This is a genomic window from Litorivivens sp. (assembly GCF_041625495.1).
Taxonomy (GTDB): domain Bacteria; phylum Pseudomonadota; class Gammaproteobacteria; order Pseudomonadales; family Spongiibacteraceae; genus Litorivivens.
The window spans coordinates 1-18,230 of sequence record NZ_JBFJTH010000074.1 but is presented as its reverse complement, the minus strand read 5'-3'; the positions used below and the strand labels follow the sequence as shown (position 1 = coordinate 18,230).

Below are 18,230 nucleotides of genomic sequence, written 5' to 3'. Positions count from 1 at the left end.
TTATGCAGCGGACTGCAACTCCGTGTACGCCGGTTCGATTCCGACCCGCGCCTCCATTTCTCTCCCGACAGTGACATGTAAGCCGACCGCTGTTCTCTACAGCAAGAAGTCGGGGTGTCAACGAAGTCGGTTCTCAAAAAGAACGGTTTTTGCTTCTTTGCTCAGTAAATACGTTTGGTGGATACCTTTGTGTCTGCGTGTCAGATTTACATGGGAACCCTAAAACCTGCGGTAATAAAACTGAGCGGGCCAAGTTCTTGATCTGACGTTAGGGCTGCTGTAGCATCCTGCCCTCATTTCTATCGCCCTGTCTGCCCGGATGGTGGAATTGGTAGACACAGGAGACTTAAAATCTCCCGCCTATTGCTGGCGTGCCGGTTCGATTCCGGCTCCGGGCACCAATCACACAATAATTCGACTGCCAGTCGTGGTTTTCGCGAAGGGGCTCTAGGCTCTGCGGCTCTGCCGGCTCTACCGGCTCTACCCCATTAACGGGGATGGTGCTTATCCGGCGCTGTTGAATATTTCTTCTCAGCCGCAACCGCAGCAGTGATCGGAGCTGCCGAGGGTTTCTCGGGGGTTGGATGGCTAACACAAGTCCAGAGAAAAACAGCTTTGGGTAATATAAAATCAGGTGTTGGGAATTTGCTTCTACCTGTTTTAAAGTTGTTATTATAAGCAGGGGGCCTCATGACAGTTGATCAGCATTCTATTCGTCGCGTTGTGTACTGCAGCCGAGCTACCCAGGCTATGGATCACGACACCTTAATGAAAATTCTCCATGACGCCCGCTCGTTCAATGCCATGGACGATATTAGCGGGATACTGCTACACGACCGTGGCTATTTTCTTCAGGTGCTGGAAGGCCCTGCAGAAGCGATAGAGAACCTTCTTGCCACCTTGCGTGCTGATACGCGCCATGAGCAGGTACAAGTACTTGTCGATAGCGAAGTTGATGAAAAGCTTTTCCCGAATTGGCAAATGGGTTTTGGTGATCTTGCTGACCCGGTGTGGAGTTTCGTACCGGGTATGATCGACGACGATGAAAAGCAGGGCCGTTTAGAATTACTGGCTCAAACGATCCCTGATCTGGCCGAACATCTCAATAACGTGATGGGCAAAACCCAAGGCGAGTAACGGCCCTTTAGTTATCGTAATACTTCTTCAGCGCTTTGATAGGTGGAGCGCAGCCCCAAGCTTGTCGAATTTCCAATTTCCGCGACCAAAACGCCCCCGTCTAATTCCCTAAATTCAAGCCTCGCGGCCTGTAGCCGCCTTCACTATTTGTTTGCCCGTCTTGCGCTTGCGACGTTAGTGCGCAATGCGTGTTGTTGGGTGATTGCGACGCACCGCGCGCGCCAACTTGGGGCGACTAGGCTTGAAAACACCCCAGTTAGCCCAGTTTTAGCCGGTGGCACCAATCTTGCTGTTACCTCTGATTGTCTTTCAGGGTAAAGGATTTGCCGTTGGTAGGGATGTGGAAAGACATTCGTTAAGTAATGCACTGCAACGTACCGTCGGATTGGCGGAACGCGGGTGCACAGGAGTGATTTTCATGCGGTTTTTGGTTCTGTTTTTGGCATCGATCACGATGTTTCTGGTTGGCTGTAACAGTGGCAGTAGTTCTTCCTCGTCGTCCCCTGCATCCTCTTCTTCTGCAGGCTCGGGGTCGGAAGATTCTGGTTCAAACGGTTCCGATGTAGAAGATACTGAAACAGAAGAGGAGCCCTTTGTTGACGAAAATAACAACGGCATTAGCGATCAGCGGGAGTTTGCACTGGTTGAGGCCACGATGGCTGATGTGCATGCGGTGCTTGCCGGAGAGATGGTCGCTGAGAATGGCGAGGCGTTAACCTGTGTTGATATCACGCAGATGTATATCGACCGAATACTAGCTTATAACGATACACCACAACAAAATGGTGGTCTCCCTATTTTGGGTGTGTTGGCGATCATGCCAAACGCACTGGAACAGGCTGCTGTGCTAGATGCCATGTACGAGCGGGACCGAGGTATTGGCGATCGTTTTCTGCATTGTATGCCGGTGTTGTTGAAGGATAACTACGATACCTTTGATTACCCGACAACCCAGGGCTCGTATTCTATGTTGGGGCACCAAGCTGGTGTAGATGCCCACTCCGTGGACGGTCTGCGACAGGCTGGCGCAGTAATTCTTGGCAAAGCAAATCAGGATGAGTTCGCCTATTTCACCACGGGTTTTTCCGCCCGAGCGATTCAGGTCAGAAATCCCTACAACACACTTGAAAGCCCCGCAGGTTCATCGTCGGGTACTGGCGCTTCCATTGCTGCCAATTTTGCACTCGGAGGAACCGGGTCTGACACCTGCCAATCAATTCGACACCCTTCTTCGGTCAATGGGTTGGTGGGTATTCGGCCCAGCCTTGGTGTGATTTCCCAGCACGGAATTTACCCTCTGTCTCATGAGCGCGATACCGGCGGTCCGATGACACGAACGGTTACCGACGCGGCGTTAATGCTCAGTGCGATGGCGACCTACGATTCCAGAGACCCAAAAGCGGCATGGTATCCGGAAACTGACCGTCCCGGTGATTACACGCAATTTCTCGATAGAGCCGTATACGGAGTGGCAGGGCGCAATATCGGTGTGGTTAGGGATCTGGGCGGAAGCACGAGTGCGGCTGGCACTGGCGTGCAGGGTGAGCTGATAGCTGCTGCTGTTGCGAAACTTGAAGCGATGGGGGCGACAGTGTACGACGTGTATTTGCCCGACTTTGCCAGCTTGTCTGCCGGCTCCCGACACTACGATATGAACCAGTATTTTGTTGGCTTTGAGGCCGAAGGTGGCTCGAGCCCGCGCCGCTGTCTTTCGAGTGCGCGCGCGACGGATACCAACGACCGGGGTGATTGTGCGGGTATCGACGGCATTCTCGAAACTGGTCGGGTTGGGCCGCGAACCGCTGGGTTGGTCGCGCTGACTGCATCGGACAGCCCTGATCTGGCACCGACAGATACGCAATTACAGGCGATTCGTGATATGCGCGACTATGTTACAGGTGTCATGGACGCCATAACCGACGCCAGTGGCAATCCGGTAGTGGATGCTTCAGGGAACGCGATCCGGGTAGATGCCCTGATACTTTCGCCCGGCCCAACTGGCGGTCGCACCTGTGACTTTGGCTCCACCACGCAGATGGGCTCGATTGTTGTTCCGGTCGGCTTTGACGAATCTGTGGGCGTGCCGCGCGGGATGGAAATCTTTGTTCGCCAGTTTGATGAAGGAACGGGCATAGGTATTGCGTACGACTATGAACAGGAAACTTTGCACCGAAAACCCCCCGTCATTAATCCGGCGCCCGGTGGTGAAGGTGGAACCATCGCCGAGTTTAATGCTCGCCAACGTGCGGCTGTGGCTACTTACGCTGAGCAGCCTCCAGAAACTATCGATCCGGCGCATTTTGTTGAAGTATTGGAAGCACTGGCCGGGCCATCCGATAACTGATAGGGGACATTAGCGGCGGTCGCACCAGGATTGTTTGCGACCGCCTTCATAAGGATAGGCAAGGTTATTAGAAATCAGTAAAGAAGAAAGTGCCTGTCCATCTACACACACGTCGGCCAGAAGTCGAAAATATTTATCGCGCTGTAGGTTACGTAGCTCTACCGCTTTGGCCGCTGTCACTGCGTCGCGGGTGAAGGCCCGCGCCTCGCGGGCGAGTGCTTTCTCTTCTGGGCACTTACCGCGAATTTCCGGCGTGTCTATTCCATTAATACGCACACCGATGGCCTCGCCAATGATGGGTGGCCAGTTGTCTATCCGCACGCGAATGGTGTCGCCGTCGTAAACCCCCACGATGCTATCTACCCGAACATGCCCAAAGGATTTTGGCAGCTCGTTAGTGCATGGGTTTGCTAGAAGGTTGCTGTTTAGAAATATAAAAACGTAAAACGAAATGACACGCCGTATCATTCAGAGGCTGGCTCCACACCGAGGGCCAGAGTATGTCAGCGGTACGCCCTGCAAGACGGCTGAATCGGCCCGTTACAATCTTGGGTGGCTGATCCTTAGCCGTCTAGACTCCGTTCGGATTGAGAGTTTATCAGATGAAATCGCGCATGACAGTGGCGCCGTGTGAGAGGGCGGGGCAGGCTAAGTGGAGTAGGTACAAAAAATCACCGACAATAGTGCCCGGCTATCCGTCTCTGTCGGCAACAAGTGTCTCATAAGGATGAATCATGACCCGTTATGCCATGCTCGATCTGTGTTCAATTCGTGAAGGTGGTGGTATCGCCGATGCATTGGCGAATTCCGTGTCGCTGGCACAACACGCCGAGAAGTGGGGCTACTCGCGCTTCTGGTTGGCAGAACATCATAACTTTGCTGGAATCGCCAGCGCTGCGACCTCGTTGGTGATCGGCCATGTAGCAGCCGCCACGCAATCCATTCGGGTAGGAGCGGGGGGCATCATGCTGCCCAATCATGCGCCGCTGGTTATCGCAGAGCAGTTTGGAACGCTGGAAGCCTTGTACCCGCGACGTATTGATCTTGGGCTTGGGCGGGCGCCGGGAACCGATCAAATGACGGTGAATGCCTTGCGCAGAAATCTCGATGGTGATGTGAACCAGTTTCCCCGCGATGTGGTGGAATTGCTCGGGTTTCTAGACGAGCCCAAACCTGGGCAGGCGGTCGTTGCCACCCCAGGGGCTGGTAGCAAGGTACCGGTGTGGATTCTTGGATCGAGTCTCTTTGGAGCGCAACTGGCGGCCTCATTGGGCCTGCCGTTTGGGTTTGCCTCACATTTTGCGCCAGCCCAGCTCAATGAGGCTGTGCAGCTCTACCGTCATCGATTTTCGCCTTCGCGATTTCTGGACGAACCCTATGTAATGGCTGGATTTAACGTCATTGCCGCAGATACTACAAACGAGGCTGATTATCTGGCCAGCTCCATGCGACGGGCTTTCGTAAATCTGCGCCGCGGCCAGCCTGGAAAATTGCAACCCCCCAGCGCCGAATTCAATCAGTCACTGGGGCCGGCAGACAAAGCCCTGCTATCGCAGATTATGGCCTGCTCTGCAGTGGGCGACCGCGACACCGTAGCGGCAAAACTGCAGGCGTTTATAGACGACACTGGCGCCAACGAAATTATTTTTGCGGGGCAGATTTTTGATCATGAGGCACGGCTTCGTTCGTTTGAGATCGTCGCGCAGGTGATGGCATCTTTATAAAAGACTTCACTTAACAAAACCGTAAAAGTAAGTGCTGTCAGAAAGACGCATGCTGGTGAAATATTCAGCAGCGGGGGCGCAAAATGACATTTACGGAACTGGAAGGCAAGGTCGCTATCATCACCGGCGGTAGCCGGGGTTTGGGCCGGGCGATGTCAGAGGGACTGGCGAAAGCTGGCGTTAATGTTGTGGTGGCAAGCCGTAAACTGGAAAACTGCCAGGCCGTGTGTGAACAGATTGAAGCGCAGGGAGGGCAGGCGCTAGCGGTCGCCACCCATGTCGGTGATACTGGTAGCCTTGATGCGCTGATCGCGAAAACACTGGAGCATTACGGTCGAATTGATATTGTGATCAATAATGCGGGCATCAACCCGGCATTGGGGCCGCTCACTGATTTGGCTCCGTCCCTGTTTCAGAAAATGTTTGATGTTGACCTGATGGGCCCCTGGTACCTTGCATCGCGGGCTGCACCTCATATGGCAAAGGTAGGTGGCGGAAATGTGATCAATCTCATCTCAGTGTCCGCAATCAAACCGCCGGCCTACCAGGGATTCTATGCCGCGATGAAATCGGCGCTGCAGGCCCTGACCAAGGTGATGGCTGCGGAATGGGCCAAGGACAATATCCGGGTGAATGCCCTGGCCTTGGGGAGCTATCACTCGGATCTGTTTGACAGCAGCGCGGCGGCTATCCCGGGTTTTGAGGAAGGGGCCAAACAAGCCTGCCTGCAGCAGCGTGTTGCCGATACCGAGGAAATTCTTGGTCCTATTTTATATCTGCTCAGCGACATGTCGGCTTATACCACCGGTTCAACCTTACTGTCAGATGGCGGCTACTGCGTGCTGTAGGAGATTACTGTGACAACCATTACTCTGACTTATCCGCAGCCGGACATTGCCCTTGTAACGCTCAATCGGCCAGGCGCACGTAATGCCTTGAGCTGGCAGATGGCGACAGATCTCTATGCGGCATTAGACGACATCGACCGAAACCACCGTTGCAGGGTGGTGGTGCTCACCGGTGCAGGACAATCCTTTTGTGCTGGACTGGATTTAATGGATCAGGCCAACCCGGAGTCGTTGGCAGCAGCCGTTGGCGAGATCGGTTCTGGCCCGCGCGCGGGCATGCGAGCCCAGGAATATATGGCTGGGCTGGTGCTTAAATTGCGTCGTATCCAGCAGCCGATAATTGCTGCCGTCAATGGTCATGCTTATGGCGGCGGTCTGGGGTTGGCATTGGCATGTGATGTGCGCATCGCCGCTGCTGACGCAAAATTCTGTACCCAGTTTATACGCCTGGGCGTCTCTGGTTGTGATATCGGCGTTAGCTATACATTGCCGCGACTTATTGGTGCAGCGCGCGCACACGATATGATGATTACTGCTCGGGTTGTTGATGCAGCGCAGGCTGAAACCTGGGGGTTAGTTACCCGTGTCGAAGCGGCTGATGCATTGTTGGAGGAGGCGCTGGCGTTGGCGGAATCCATGTGCGATTTCAGCCCCTACGGGCTGGTTTCCACGAAGCAGGGGATGTGGGCCAACCTCGATGCCAGTAGCCTTGACGCCGCCATGCAACTTGAAAACCGCAATCAAATTCTCAATGGCCTGAGTGGCGATGTGGAGGAAGCGGCAGCGGCTTTCTTTGAAAACCGCAAACCTGATTTTTTTCGCTAGCGAATCCACTTTTGCGAGAAAAAGCCGGTCAAAAACCAACCGGGGAACCCCCCGGTTTTGTTATTCCTTTCTCAGATCGAGAATGGGTACGCTGCTGTTGCCGGTGTATTTGGGTAGCACGCCATTCCAGCGTTCTACTTCTTTCAGGTGGATATAGTTTGGTGATTTCGCCAGCTGTCTATTGATGACCTCTATTTGATAGGCTTCGGCGTCGGCTAACGCACGAATTTTCTCGGCTTCCAGCTTGGCAGCCTGCAGCTCAGATTCAGCCTGCTTTACCTTTTGATTCTGTTCGGTGGCAAACCGTTCAAGCTCTGCTTGCTGTTTCAAGACTTCCTGCTCGCGTTTTTTGGTTTCGGTTATGGCATTGCGAATGACCGCAGGGAGCACGACATCGCGAATTAGCACTGTTTCAACCTGCAATCCCTTGGGCGCTAAATACTCGCTCAGTGAGGTTTGCAGGGTAACCTGAAGCTGTGCCTGCACGGACTCTAGGAAGAAATCCTGTGCTTGCTTAATACCTTTACCCTGTTCACGCAAAATGGAACGCAGCTTGGGAATCATGTGAACGTTGATTATGTCTTGGGTTTTGCCGGTATTGCGTAGTATATCCGGTGCCATACTGCCAATAGTTCGGTACTGAACGGAAACGTCCATTTCGGTGATCAATTTATCTTCTGATGGTACGCCCGCGCGCTCTTTATGCGTTTTCTGGCGCAGGTCAAACTCTGTCCACGAATACAGTGGGTTTACCGGAAAGTGGAGCCCTTCATCAAACGGCACAGGTTGTACTTTTCCGAACAGGCTGGCGACTTTTACGTGACCGGCGGGAACCGTGGTATAACTGGCCATGGCAAGTGTCAACAACGCTGCCACATAACAGAGAATGCTGACGGTATGAAATGTGCGTTTGGTTTTGGGGTCAGCGGATGATTGCGCTACAAAAGTAAAAATAATGCCGGCTAGCAACACGATCAGAATAATGACAATAGTGCCCATGAAACTCTCCATTTACATTTTTCGTTGTTATACGTCGTCCTTGACGAAGGTTTTATCGTAGGGCAGTACTGCGCGGGCCGCCACCCGGTTTGGTCCGAAAAATAACTTTATTGTGAGGGTAGGTCATGCGATCACATCACTTTGATCAATCAGCGGTAGTTTTAACGCCTAACCAATCATGTGATGTTGTGGCATTGGATTCGGGGCTTTATGAGAAGCTGGATCGAGATTATGCAGGCTTTGCGGGGCATACGCTGATTGCCATGCACCATTTCACAGAGAATTGGCCGACGTGGGAGCGCCATCCAAAGGGAGACGAAATCGTCTGCCTTATTAGCGGTAGTGCTGAGTTTGTGGTCAGAACCACCGAGGGAGAGCAACGCATGGTACTGGACTCGCCGGGAAGCTTTGTACTGGTGCCGCGCAATACCTGGCACACCGCACATATCGCCGATGCTGCGACTTGTCTTTTCTTTACCCCCGGAGAGGGTACGGAAAATACAGACGTCTAACGTCAGCATTTCTGATTTCTGGGGCTTGACAGTGTACCGCAATATCGCAAATGATAATCATTATCGTTAATGGGGTTGCGGGAGGCACTGTGGATTATCAATTTCTATGTCATAGACACAAGGTTCAGCTGAGTGAGCATTTAGAGGCTGCAGGGCCAATCTGGTCTAGCTGGATGCGCCAGGGGAAGGCATCGCTCGCCGAGGGTGAACTTGCGCAGGCGGTACAGTATTTCGGTTGTGCATTCGATCTGGCCTTAATGAAGGTGGAGCGCTTTACCGGTCACGCGGAGCAGGATGGAAAACGCCATATTGATCGTCTGCTGGAAGCCGTGAGTGCACTGGCGAAGGGGTTGGCGATGAGCGGCCATCTGGCTCTGCGGCGTGAGTATTTGGGGAAAGTCTGTGCCGTACTGCAGCGAGAGCAGCAGCGCACACCCTTGCTGGCTGATCGTCTACCTCAACCTGATGATGCCATTGGCCTGATGTTTAATGCGGGCTGGGTGACAACACCTGTAGCTGACACTCGTCAGCATTTGAACTGACCGCCGATGAAAGTCCGGTTAGAAGTCTCCGTCGACGTATTGGAGCGGCTGATCGCCAGCGGCGCGTTGTGCGCAGAAGAAGTACTGTGTTCCGGGTTAACGGACCGTCAGTGTCTCACCGCGATCTGCAAGCGTTGCTGTGCTAAAACGATGACCAGGCAGCGCCCTGAGCCGGGCCGGCCGTCGACGCGATAGCCGCAGTGCTACATCATCAACTCGCTTCGGCCTTCCTGCACATCTAGAATTTGTACTCTGACTTCACCGATGGCCAAGCCAAGCGCTTCCAGTACCGGATCGAGAGTAAGTTCGGTAACGCCGCCGAGTATCGGGCTTAGCGCCAGCAGCAGATTGTTGGTCAGTATATTCCTGTTGCCGGTAGACAGCGTGATGGGTAAGCCTAGCAGCTGTGCGTTGATATTGGTGACCAGTGTGTTGCCTGCGCTCGTAACACCGTTGGATACCGCGTTAGACAGTGATGTGCTGGTGGTGCCTTCTTCGGTCGGAATGGCGTCAGCCTGCGACAGATCGACAGTAAAGGGAATGGTGCTGTCACTGCCATTGTCGATGGGAAGAGTGCCCGCGACATCTAACGTGGTGGTTACCAAACCGAGCCCCAGCAGGTTCAAATCTACTGATAGATCGGCTGGGCTACCGGCAGTTGCTCCGCGCAAAATGGCACTTGCAACGCCGGGTGATGCCCCCACTGTAAAATCGAACGTGCGCGATAGCAGGCGCGGGCACTGGTTGATTTGGTCTAACCAGGCTTCGGTATCGGCGGACGTTGCCGCAACATACACGTTGCCCGACACCGTGAGCAAATTGGATAACAGTGCATCTAACAGACCGCTGGTGCCTGGTCCGAAATTAAGATTTACGCCCGTAACAAGATCGACTGCGGCAGCTTCGGCGCGAGTTCTGGGGTTGCCCAGGGTGTCGTAGCCGAAGCGACCCACCGCAATGGTCGGTACGCTTTGAATAGTGAGCGCGACGGTTTGAGTGATGGAATTGCCAAACAGCTGTTGAATCATCGGTAGCGACGCGGTGTCTGCAATAATATTGAGGTTGATCGTGTCGCCAAGATTGACTGCGAGCAAGGATGCGGTGATGAGTTGGAGGGGCGTAACTGTACTTTCCTTGCCTTGCTCGCTGCCAGCATAGTCATCGTCCACAACGAGTAGCGAGCCCATGTCGACCGTTTCTGTACCGCTGCCGCTACTGCTGGCTTCTGTAATGATATCTGTCATTGCACTAAGCGCAGCGGCGCTACCACCATTGAGCGTCAGGGTGTCATTGATGGCCGTTAACAATTGGCTTAGCGATAGATCAAGATTACTCAAGTCATTCAGGCTGGCGGCAGCACCGAGCAGTCCGGCAGCAGATAACTCTGCAATTAAGTCGCCAAAGGTAATCGCTCCTTCTACCAGGCCTTGATAGCTAGCTGCAGACAAGCTCAGCGATCCACCAAGTAGGCCGCCAAGCACCGAATCCAGAATGTCGGACTGGCTGCTGTCGACCGACAGCAGCGCGTTCCCGGCAGACAGCGTCGCTATCAGATCGCGCTCTGCCACACCGGTTGCGCTTAGCGTGCTAGTGCTAAACACACTGCCACCAAACAATGCTGAGGGAACCGTGCGAGTAAGCACAACTTGAACCGTCTGAAACTCACTGGCAGAACCCGTAAAGGTACGTCGGTTCGCTATACTGCTCAGGGTGCCGAGACCAACAGTAACGGTATTATCCGGATCGTCGGCATCAAAACCGTGGTCGAGCAGGGTCGCTTTTACACCATTCTCTACCGTTGCAATGCTCTCGAAACCGCTGCAATACAGCTGGGCTGCCTGCAGGGCCGCGAGATCTGCGCGTTGCTGCAACGAGCGTTTTTCAAGGTAGAGTCGCCCCGTATCGACTGCCAGCGCTACAAACATCAGTAGAGCACCCAGCGTGATGGCTGAGATAATGGCGATGGCACCGGATTGACGCGTCCAGCGTTGAGCTACCCTTTGCATAGAGTTTACTCGCTGAATTCTTCACTGATATAGGTATCTGGAATCGGGTTGCCGAAACTATTGATATAACGCTCGTACACCTTGCTTTGTGCCGGTCCGGTAAGACGCTGCTCATTTCTTGATGCGAGCTTGCCGGAGCGTTGCAGTTCCAGCAGCTGGGCGGTACTTGTGGCCTGCTGACTGCGCAGCAGCTGATTGGTATCCGGACCTGATTCCTGGGCAATAGCTGGTATCGCCAAGCTACTGACGACGAAACTGGCAGCTAGCATATAGCGTGTTGTCATAGGGTTTCTCCCAAACGAATCAAAACAGTAGGCTCAGTGTTGGCTGCAGGAACTTTGGCAACGCGAGAAGCACGGTTTTGTGACAGGTTGCGGCGAAATTGAGCGGCTTTGACGACGAGATTCTGAAAATCGTCCACTGAAATATGGTGGTGCTCGGCAACGGACCAAGCGGTCTGGGTATCGCTGCTCAAGATCAGTGCCAGTACCAGATTGCGTATCGCCACCGGGTGTCCAGGCTGTAGTTCTACTGCGGTCATAAACTCATGGCGGGCTGTGTCAAAACTGCCACTGGCCAGTAGTGCAAATCCGTAGTCGTTGCGAATGTTTGCATCGGTAGGCAGAAGATCCCGAGCAGTTTTCAATTCTGCCAGGCCCTGTTCAAGGTTCCCGGTTACAGCGAGCACCTTACCCGCACCCAGATAACCCAGTGCGTTCAGACAACCGCGCTTGAGCGTGTTGTATTCAGTAAGTGCCGCATCAAGTTGGCCGCTTTTTCGCAGCGACTCAGCCAGTAGGAAGCGTGCTCCGTCGGACTGAAAATCTTCCCGCTCCAGATGTGCAATTGCAGAAAAGTATTGGCCTTCGGCTACCTGTTGACGAATTAAGTCAAGTCGCACGTTGCGGTTCTTGTCCGATTCAGCGTAGCAGCGTTCGCCGCTGTCGACCGGTACTTTGCTTACGGTAGGAGCGCTGCTGCAGGCGGTCAGCGCACACAGGCTCAGATAGAGTGTCGTAATGGCTGTGCGTTTAAAGAAAATCATGGGTTAGTCCCCGTTGAGTTGTGACAGGGCCCGGGATATGGCAATGAAACCGGGTCCGCCGATAACGATGATGAGCGAGGGGAACATGAACAGCATCATGATTACCGACATGTTGCCGGAGGTTTTACTCACCTTTTCCTGCAAGCCGGTTTTGCGCCGGTTTTGCAGCACCTCGTAGAGTTCATTGAGCGAGCTGTCGATACCGCCGCCACTGGTCGATTCCTGCCGGAGAATGATCAGGTACTCGCGAAAGCCTTCAGCGGTGGTGTTGTTGCAAAGTTCCTGCAACGCATCGTCCTGTGCTTGCCCGGAGTCGATACGCTTGACCGCTATTTTCAGTTCAGATGCGGTGTCTGGTGTCAGGTGGCGTAGTTCATCACACAGTATCGACAAGGTCTTGGGTAAGGACAAACCTACCCGCCACAGCATACGCGTGGTCTGTATTAGCATCAGGGATTCTTCCTCCAGACGCTTTTGCCGCTTGTCGGCACGTTCTTTGAGTAGACGCTTCATGAAGAGCAACAGGCTTCCTGCCACTAGCACGGCGTAGACGCCTGACATCACAACACCGTGAGCGTTGCTTGCGAATGCGACCCAGCACAGCAATGCAATAACTGTGGCTACGATCACGGCGGTGATCAGATAACGCATCTGATCTGCCGCGCTTCCGATGCCGCATTGACGAAATAGCCGAGCAATCTCGTCGATGGTTTTGTATTGCTTGCGCAGTTGACGCCAGGGTTCAAGCTGCAGTCCTTGCAGGGCGCGTTTGCGCCGGTTTTGTTTGCTGTCATCTTCGGCGGTGGCCGGTGAAATCGTCTGTTTGTGTGGTGCGGGTGGCGCGAGTTTGGGCTTTGTATCTGCCTTGGCAGCCAATAGCAGTATAGGCACAGCTCCGAGCATCAGAACACAGGCGATTAGGACAACGTGATAGGCTTCCATAGCGTCTCCTAAATGGATCTAACCAGCCGCCAGAGTGAAAACACACCGAGTACCTGCATGGCAAAGGCGGCTACCAATAACTGCTTGCCAAAACTGTCACGCCACATTTGCAGCAAAAATTCCGGGTTCATGCTAAATAGCAGCGCGATCATCGCGATAGGAAGAATGGATAGCACCAGCGCGGTGATCCGGGTTTCACCGGTTTGTGCTGAGAGTTCCCGCTTGCCCTGATCATCGAGTCGGAGGATGTGCACAATATCGTCCAGTACCGCACGGATGCTACCCCCAAATTGCTCATTGATATGCAGAGCGGTGGAAATGATTAACAGCTCTTTGAGGCCGTTGGCACGCGCTTCGCGCTCAAAAGCCTGGTGCAGTTCCAGGCCGAGGCCAACGCGTTGCATGATACGACGCATAGCTAGTTCCAGTGGGCCTTCAATATTTTCCATGGAATCAGTAAACGCGTGTTCTACTGATACGCCACTGGATAGTCTTCGAGATACCTGATTCAGAAAGGAAGGCAGGGCCAGTAGTAACATCCGCTTTTGTCGAGTGCCAAGTGCCTGCAGGGTCAGATGCGTGGTCAGGAGCATGGCGACATATGCGAGAAAGGCGAGGCTCAGTTCCACCGCGAACGCCAGTATGACAAACAGTACCGACTCGATTACCAGCGCGGCGATGACGATGGCTGGTGCTAGGTTCAGGCCGAGCCCATTCAGATATTTGACGATAATTTCCGGCGTCCAGCGCGAACGTCTGGAGGCCAGTGGATCGAACGTATCCTCGGTTTCGGCGGCGGGTGCGGTGGCGGATTCCTGTTTTCCCGCCAAGACCAGTACCAATCCGGCCATACACATCAGCAAGCTTGCGCCAATCAATATCATGCGTGGCCACCCTGGTGAAAATCGCTGGCACGCGGCCCGTGCCTGCGCTCTACAGTATTATCGTCCCGTGGTATCACTCGCTTCAGGCAGTCGAGGTCGTCGTCGTAGAGAAATAGGGGGGTGAGTGTACAATTGGTCCCGGTTACCTCGACAATTTCCAGTACCGAGCGCTTGCCGCTGTTTAATCGGCCTACGTGAACCACGTAATCAAGGGCGCTGCTGATCATTCGCTGACAGAGGTTGTCGGATCCTTTGAAGTCAGCCAGCCCAACCATCATTTCCAGGCGGGTAATTGCATCTTCGGCGGAGTTTGCGTGGACTGTGCTCATGGAGCCGCTGTGGCCGGTATTCATGGCCTGCAGCATGTCGAGTATTTCACCACCACGACATTCGCCGACAATAATGCGGTCAGGTCGCATACGCAGCGCGTTGCGCAACAACTCACGGGCGGTTACTTCGCCAATGCCTTCGTTATTGGGCGGTCGGGTTTCCAGTCGAACAACGTGGCTGTGCTGTAACTGGAGTTCTGCCGCGTCTTCGATGGTGACGACCCGCTGGCCATCGAAAATAAACTGACTGAGGGCGTTCAACAGCGTGGTTTTCCCAGAGCCAGTTGCGCCGCTGATGAGAATATTGCGGCGCGTATTTACGGCCGTTTTCAAGAACTCCATAGCTTCACGAGTGATCGATCCGCTGTTGATCAGATCCTCTTCGGTGAGTGCTTCTTGACGAAATTTTCGAATGGACAGGCAGGGGCCTTCCAATGACAGTGGCGGTACGATGGCATTGATTCGACTGCCGTCAGGTAGCCGACCATCGACCAGCGGGCTGGATTCGTCGATGCGACGCCCCAGAGGTGAAATCATTCGACGAATAACTCTTAGAACGTGGCGATCGTCGAGAAACCGCAGCGACGTTTTTTCCAGTACGCCATTGCGTTCGATAAAAATGGATGTCGGGCCATTAATCAGAATGTCGTTGACTGAGGGGTCTTCCAGCAGGCTCTGAAGGGGGCCATAGCCTGCAATTTCGTCGAGCAATTCCTTCTCGAGAACCAGTTGTTCTTCTTCAGCTATGGGGAACTCGTAGATCCGGCAGTACTGTCGGATATAGCCAGCGATCGATTTGGACAGGCGCTTGGTGTCACCGTCGTAAAAAGCGTCTTCGTCTTCGATACGCTCAATAACGAAGCGATGCAACGCCGCTTTAAGGCGTTGATATTCGTCGCTGGGCGCAGACGCGTTAGTGTGTTCGGCTGTCATGGCTTTAGGTTCCTCAGTCTGAAAAACCCACGCCGGGCGAAGACCAGGTTTTACCACTGTGTTTGGGTTGCGTGTCGCCAAACAACATGTCACCAAAACTTGGACTATGACGTCGATAGATTTCGCCTGGCAATTCCGGCAGCTGTACGTTTGCAGCAATGGGTCTGACCAAATGTGGAGTAACAATCATGATCAGCTCTTTGTCTTCCTGCTCGAATCGCGTAGAGCGAAAAAAAGCGCCCAGTACCGGAATGTCACCAAGCCCTGGAAATTTGTCTGCATTGCTGGTGGTTCTGGAGCTGATCAGACCACTGATAATAAAACTCTCTCCAGAGGCCAGTTGTACCGAAGTGTCCGTGCGCCGAACTCGCAGCGAAGGCACAGCGACGCCCCCGGTTTGGATGCCGTTTACGAAGTCGAGTTCGCTCACTTCCGGAGCAACCTTTAGCATAATGCTCTGATTGTCGAGTACCGTTGGGGTGAGTCTCAGTCGCACCCCAAATTCCCGGTACTGAATATCGATGTCGCCGTTATCGTTGCTAGCGGGGTAAGGAAATTCGCCGCCGGCAAGAAAACTGGCGCTTTGACCAGACATCGCAACCAGTGATGGTTCGGCCAGCGTGTAGGCGTAGCCGTTGTTTTGCAGGGCACTGATTACACCCAGCAAACTGCGCTGGGCTTTGCCTAGTATGAGTGAATAACCTTCCGCGTTTGGTAAGAAACCACTGGAGGTCAGCAGGTTAAAGGCTCCTCCTACACCCTCAACGCCGCCCAGTGAGCCGGGCGGGCCAACTGCAGCTGTTGTATTAAGTGTGTTTTTACCCAGCAGCGCACCTGCAGACTTAAGTTCGCTGCGACTGATTTCCACAATGCGTATATCGGTTTGTACCTGAATAGCGCCCGTGGAAAGGGTGGTATCCACAGCGGCCTTTCCCGCGCCAGCAAGTGCGCTCTGGTGCTCATTCAATGAATTTACATAGCCGCTCACAACCACACCGCCTTGAACAGCCTGTATTTCAGCATTGGCGGCCAGTCCTGATACTGATGGAGCTGTGTTTACCTGGTAACGCAGCGGGTTTTTGTAACCCTTTTTCCAAACCATTAGTGAGGTGGCACCGTCGGCTTTGGCGGTCAATAGAATTTCACGACTGTTGATAACTTTGACGCTGACAATATCCGGGTTGCCCACCGCGGTGCGCACAATGGCTTCCGGTGAACGCATCTGGTATTGCTCGCCAGTGACCAGTCTCATTGCGGTACTTTCCACAGCTACGGCAATACCTGCCAGCAAGCCGAAAAAGAGTGGAATCCATAATTTCCAGCTCATCGGGAGGTCCTCACGGTTTCCACTGTGTCGCCATGGTAGACATAGACTTTAGGCGGTACATAGGTGGATTTGGGTTTGCCAACGATGTCGCTCATGTCGGCTTTAACTTCGATACGCGCAGTTGGCTCGGCTTCAAGTTTGAGTTGCGCTAGTTCACGGTCGCCGACGGCCGCCAGGCGCAGTGTGCCGGACGTATCCGCCAGTAGCAGTTTGCTGATTTCAGGTTCCGGGACTTCCAGAACAGCGGTGCGGCTGCGTTTACCACTGACGGGCTCTCCGTCTGGCCCGCTTCCCTGAATGACGTTGCCAAAAGCCAGAACCTTGATGTCGCTGAGTATGCGACGAGAGAAATGTGAGCTGTCTTTTCGACTACCACCCTTGGCGGCGAAGATAACATCGACACTGTCTCCTGGCATCAGAAAGCCGCCAGCACCGACAGTTTCATCGACCGAAACAGCCATTGCGCGGTGACCGGGAGTAACCTGTTCTGCCAGTACACTGCTGATTTCGAAGTGCGATTGGCGCAAAACTTCGCCTTTGGGCAGGCGCACAAAGATTTCTTTGCCGACCACATCTTCGGCCTTTTGAAATGTGCCGCCGGTGCTGAGCGGGTAGGGGATCGTTTGAACATCCTCATCCGTCAGTATGGAGTTGGGTTCAATATCGCGCGTGCTAACCAGCACTTTGTAAGGTGATTCAGGCGCGAGGGTAACCGCTTTGTTGTTGTCGCTGCTGCCTAGCCGGATACCGACAATGGCGAGAATAACCGATAGCCCGATCAGTGAAAATGCAACGAGCTTTAGCGATTTGGGTTGCATACTGTAGTCCTTCACAGGGTGATAACGAAATTAGGGTCACACTCTCAAACTCGCACGGCCAACCAGATGTTGCGGTATACGGGGTATGGTGCCGATCGTTGGCAGCGTTATTGCCGGGATAAGCGGATTTGAGTCGTAGTTGTTATAGCGAACCTCCACCGTGCAGGTATCGCTTACACAATTGACAACCACTTTTTCTCCACTGGCTCCCAGAACTTCATTCTTTACCGACGCAGGCAGCCAGTCGAGGGTGCTTACAACCTGAGTGCGTACGGCCGGGGTAATTCTGTCATCGATGCATTGTTGCGTAGTCAAGCCCTGGCAATCGACTGCGATGGCGGCTCGTAGCGCATCTTCTGAAGCGTAGGTGAAGCTCTGAATAAGCATGAATACCATCGAATATGTCACGATGGCGTAGATCAAAGCCATGAACACGGGAAAGATTAGAGAAAACTCGATTGCCGAAGCACCGCGTTGGGTGTGCTTGCGAAACCGGGTCATTAGACTAGCCCCTTAAACAGTGAAATAGTGGCGGTTATTAGTGCGCCTAGAGCAATGGCCGTGCCGAGTGGAATGCCTCGCTGGCGCAGTTGGCCGAGCGTGCTGGCTGCAGCGCCGCCTGGTGTCGAGTGATGCCGCGCAGCGTCGCTGGCCGCAGCCAGCCCGAAGAGTGCGAGAATCCCGAAGCTGAATGCGTGCACCAGCGTATCGGTTGTCCACAGCGGGGCCAGGGCAAATAACAGCTTCACGTCGCCAGCGCCCAGCGTTGCTGACGCCATCCCTGGAACAGATATGGATGCCACAATGAGCAGATTGAACATCAGCTCATTGCTGCTGGGATCTCCCACTAGCCAGCGCACGAGGGCACTGGCCAGAAGAACTCCGACAGCCCAGTTGGGAATTCGTCGCTGGGTCCAGTCCTGCCAGGCAATAATTGCGAGAATCGCAGCGGCTATAGCCTGTGACAGGGGGAAAAGAGCGCCTTCCATACTGGCCTCCAGCGTGTGGTTAGCGC

The 18,230-nt window shown here is 53.9% G+C and carries 19 protein-coding genes and 1 tRNA gene; 8 read left to right on the top strand and 12 right to left on the bottom strand.

The genetic code is table 11. The features are described from left to right. Window positions 1–313 precede the first annotated feature (313 nt). The 3 genes from ABYP39_RS10290 to ABYP39_RS10280 all read left to right on the top strand — a co-directional run bounded on the left by ABYP39_RS10290 (window position 314) and on the right by ABYP39_RS10280 (window position 3,481). Window positions 314–401 (top strand) — tRNA-Leu (locus ABYP39_RS10290). Window positions 402–690: 289 nt separating this feature from the next. Then, a complete protein-coding gene (locus ABYP39_RS10285) occupies window positions 691–1,137 on the top strand; it encodes a BLUF domain-containing protein (protein ID WP_372748946.1) in 447 nt (148 codons plus the stop codon). Window positions 1,138–1,555: 418 nt separating this feature from the next. Next, window positions 1,556–3,481, top strand: coding sequence for an amidase (locus ABYP39_RS10280; protein WP_372782406.1), 1,926 nt, complete (start codon window positions 1,556–1,558; stop codon window positions 3,479–3,481). A 9-nt stretch (window positions 3,482–3,490) separates the two neighbouring features. On the opposite strand, the gene ABYP39_RS10275 is transcribed toward ABYP39_RS10280, so the two are convergent. Further along, complete coding sequence (locus ABYP39_RS10275) at window positions 3,491–3,949, bottom strand: thermonuclease family protein (RefSeq protein ID WP_372764324.1); 459 nt, start codon at window positions 3,947–3,949, stop codon at window positions 3,491–3,493. Between the two features lie 266 nt (window positions 3,950–4,215). Between ABYP39_RS10275 and ABYP39_RS10270 the strand changes: the two genes are divergently transcribed. From ABYP39_RS10270 to ABYP39_RS10260, 3 genes are all read left to right on the top strand, one after another. Continuing rightward, window positions 4,216–5,205: an LLM class flavin-dependent oxidoreductase gene (locus ABYP39_RS10270; protein WP_372747739.1), complete on the top strand. Its 990-nt coding sequence runs from the start codon at window positions 4,216–4,218 to the stop codon at window positions 5,203–5,205. 83 nt (window positions 5,206–5,288) lie between these two features. Further along, window positions 5,289–6,053, top strand: a complete 765-nt coding sequence (locus ABYP39_RS10265) for an SDR family NAD(P)-dependent oxidoreductase (RefSeq protein WP_372747738.1) — start codon at window positions 5,289–5,291, stop codon at window positions 6,051–6,053. Between the two features lie 9 nt (window positions 6,054–6,062). Beyond that, a complete protein-coding gene (locus ABYP39_RS10260; RefSeq protein ID WP_372747737.1) occupies window positions 6,063–6,878 on the top strand; it encodes an enoyl-CoA hydratase/isomerase family protein in 816 nt (271 codons plus the stop codon). Window positions 6,879–6,938: 60 nt separating this feature from the next. On the opposite strand, the gene ABYP39_RS10255 is transcribed toward ABYP39_RS10260, so the two are convergent. Beyond that, window positions 6,939–7,877, bottom strand: a complete 939-nt coding sequence (locus ABYP39_RS10255) for an SPFH domain-containing protein (RefSeq protein ID WP_372747736.1) — start codon at window positions 7,875–7,877, stop codon at window positions 6,939–6,941. A 125-nt stretch (window positions 7,878–8,002) separates the two neighbouring features. Between ABYP39_RS10255 and ABYP39_RS10250 the strand changes: the two genes are divergently transcribed. Both ABYP39_RS10250 and ABYP39_RS10245 read left to right on the top strand, forming a co-directional pair. After that, entirely contained in the window at window positions 8,003–8,389 is a 387-nt protein-coding gene (locus ABYP39_RS10250) for a cupin (RefSeq protein ID WP_372782404.1), read from the top strand. An 89-nt stretch (window positions 8,390–8,478) separates the two neighbouring features. Next, on the top strand, window positions 8,479–8,931 hold the full coding sequence (locus ABYP39_RS10245) for a hypothetical protein (RefSeq protein ID WP_372759406.1): 453 nt from the start codon (window positions 8,479–8,481) through the stop codon (window positions 8,929–8,931). A 203-nt stretch (window positions 8,932–9,134) separates the two neighbouring features. Here the strand turns inward: ABYP39_RS10245 and ABYP39_RS10240 are convergent, their stop codons facing one another. The 10 genes from ABYP39_RS10240 to ABYP39_RS10195 form a co-directional block, all read right to left on the bottom strand. Beyond that, the gene (locus ABYP39_RS10240) at window positions 9,135–10,937 is read right to left on the bottom strand and encodes a pilus assembly protein TadG-related protein (RefSeq protein WP_372782402.1); all 1,803 of its coding nucleotides are present in this window, start codon (window positions 10,935–10,937) and stop codon (window positions 9,135–9,137) included. Between the two features lie 5 nt (window positions 10,938–10,942). Next, the gene (locus ABYP39_RS10235; protein WP_372747732.1) at window positions 10,943–11,221 is read right to left on the bottom strand and encodes a DUF3613 domain-containing protein; all 279 of its coding nucleotides are present in this window, start codon (window positions 11,219–11,221) and stop codon (window positions 10,943–10,945) included. Next, window positions 11,218–11,982: a tetratricopeptide repeat protein gene (locus ABYP39_RS10230; RefSeq protein ID WP_372782400.1), complete on the bottom strand. Its 765-nt coding sequence runs from the start codon at window positions 11,980–11,982 to the stop codon at window positions 11,218–11,220. The genes ABYP39_RS10235 and ABYP39_RS10230 overlap by 4 nt, the downstream gene beginning before the upstream one ends. A gap of 3 nt (window positions 11,983–11,985) precedes the next feature. Next, window positions 11,986–12,924, bottom strand: a complete 939-nt coding sequence (locus ABYP39_RS10225; RefSeq protein ID WP_372782398.1) for a type II secretion system F family protein — start codon at window positions 12,922–12,924, stop codon at window positions 11,986–11,988. Window positions 12,925–12,932: 8 nt separating this feature from the next. Beyond that, complete coding sequence (locus ABYP39_RS10220; protein WP_372747729.1) at window positions 12,933–13,808, bottom strand: type II secretion system F family protein; 876 nt, start codon at window positions 13,806–13,808, stop codon at window positions 12,933–12,935. Continuing rightward, window positions 13,805–15,070: a CpaF family protein gene (locus tag ABYP39_RS10215; protein WP_372747728.1), complete on the bottom strand. Its 1,266-nt coding sequence runs from the start codon at window positions 15,068–15,070 to the stop codon at window positions 13,805–13,807. The genes ABYP39_RS10220 and ABYP39_RS10215 overlap by 4 nt, the downstream gene beginning before the upstream one ends. A gap of 13 nt (window positions 15,071–15,083) precedes the next feature. Further along, a complete protein-coding gene (locus ABYP39_RS10210; protein ID WP_372747727.1) occupies window positions 15,084–16,397 on the bottom strand; it encodes a type II and III secretion system protein family protein in 1,314 nt (437 codons plus the stop codon). Continuing rightward, entirely contained in the window at window positions 16,394–17,215 is an 822-nt protein-coding gene (gene cpaB, locus ABYP39_RS10205) for a Flp pilus assembly protein CpaB (protein ID WP_372782396.1), read from the bottom strand. Before cpaB ends, ABYP39_RS10210 begins: the two co-directional genes overlap by 4 nt. Before the next feature lie 36 nt (window positions 17,216–17,251). Next, the gene (locus ABYP39_RS10200; protein ID WP_372782394.1) at window positions 17,252–17,716 is read right to left on the bottom strand and encodes a TadE/TadG family type IV pilus assembly protein; all 465 of its coding nucleotides are present in this window, start codon (window positions 17,714–17,716) and stop codon (window positions 17,252–17,254) included. Next, window positions 17,716–18,230, bottom strand: a 515-nt coding sequence (locus ABYP39_RS10195; protein ID WP_372782392.1) for a prepilin peptidase, incomplete at its 5' end; no start/stop codon positions are given. The genes ABYP39_RS10195 and ABYP39_RS10200, both read right to left, overlap by 1 nt.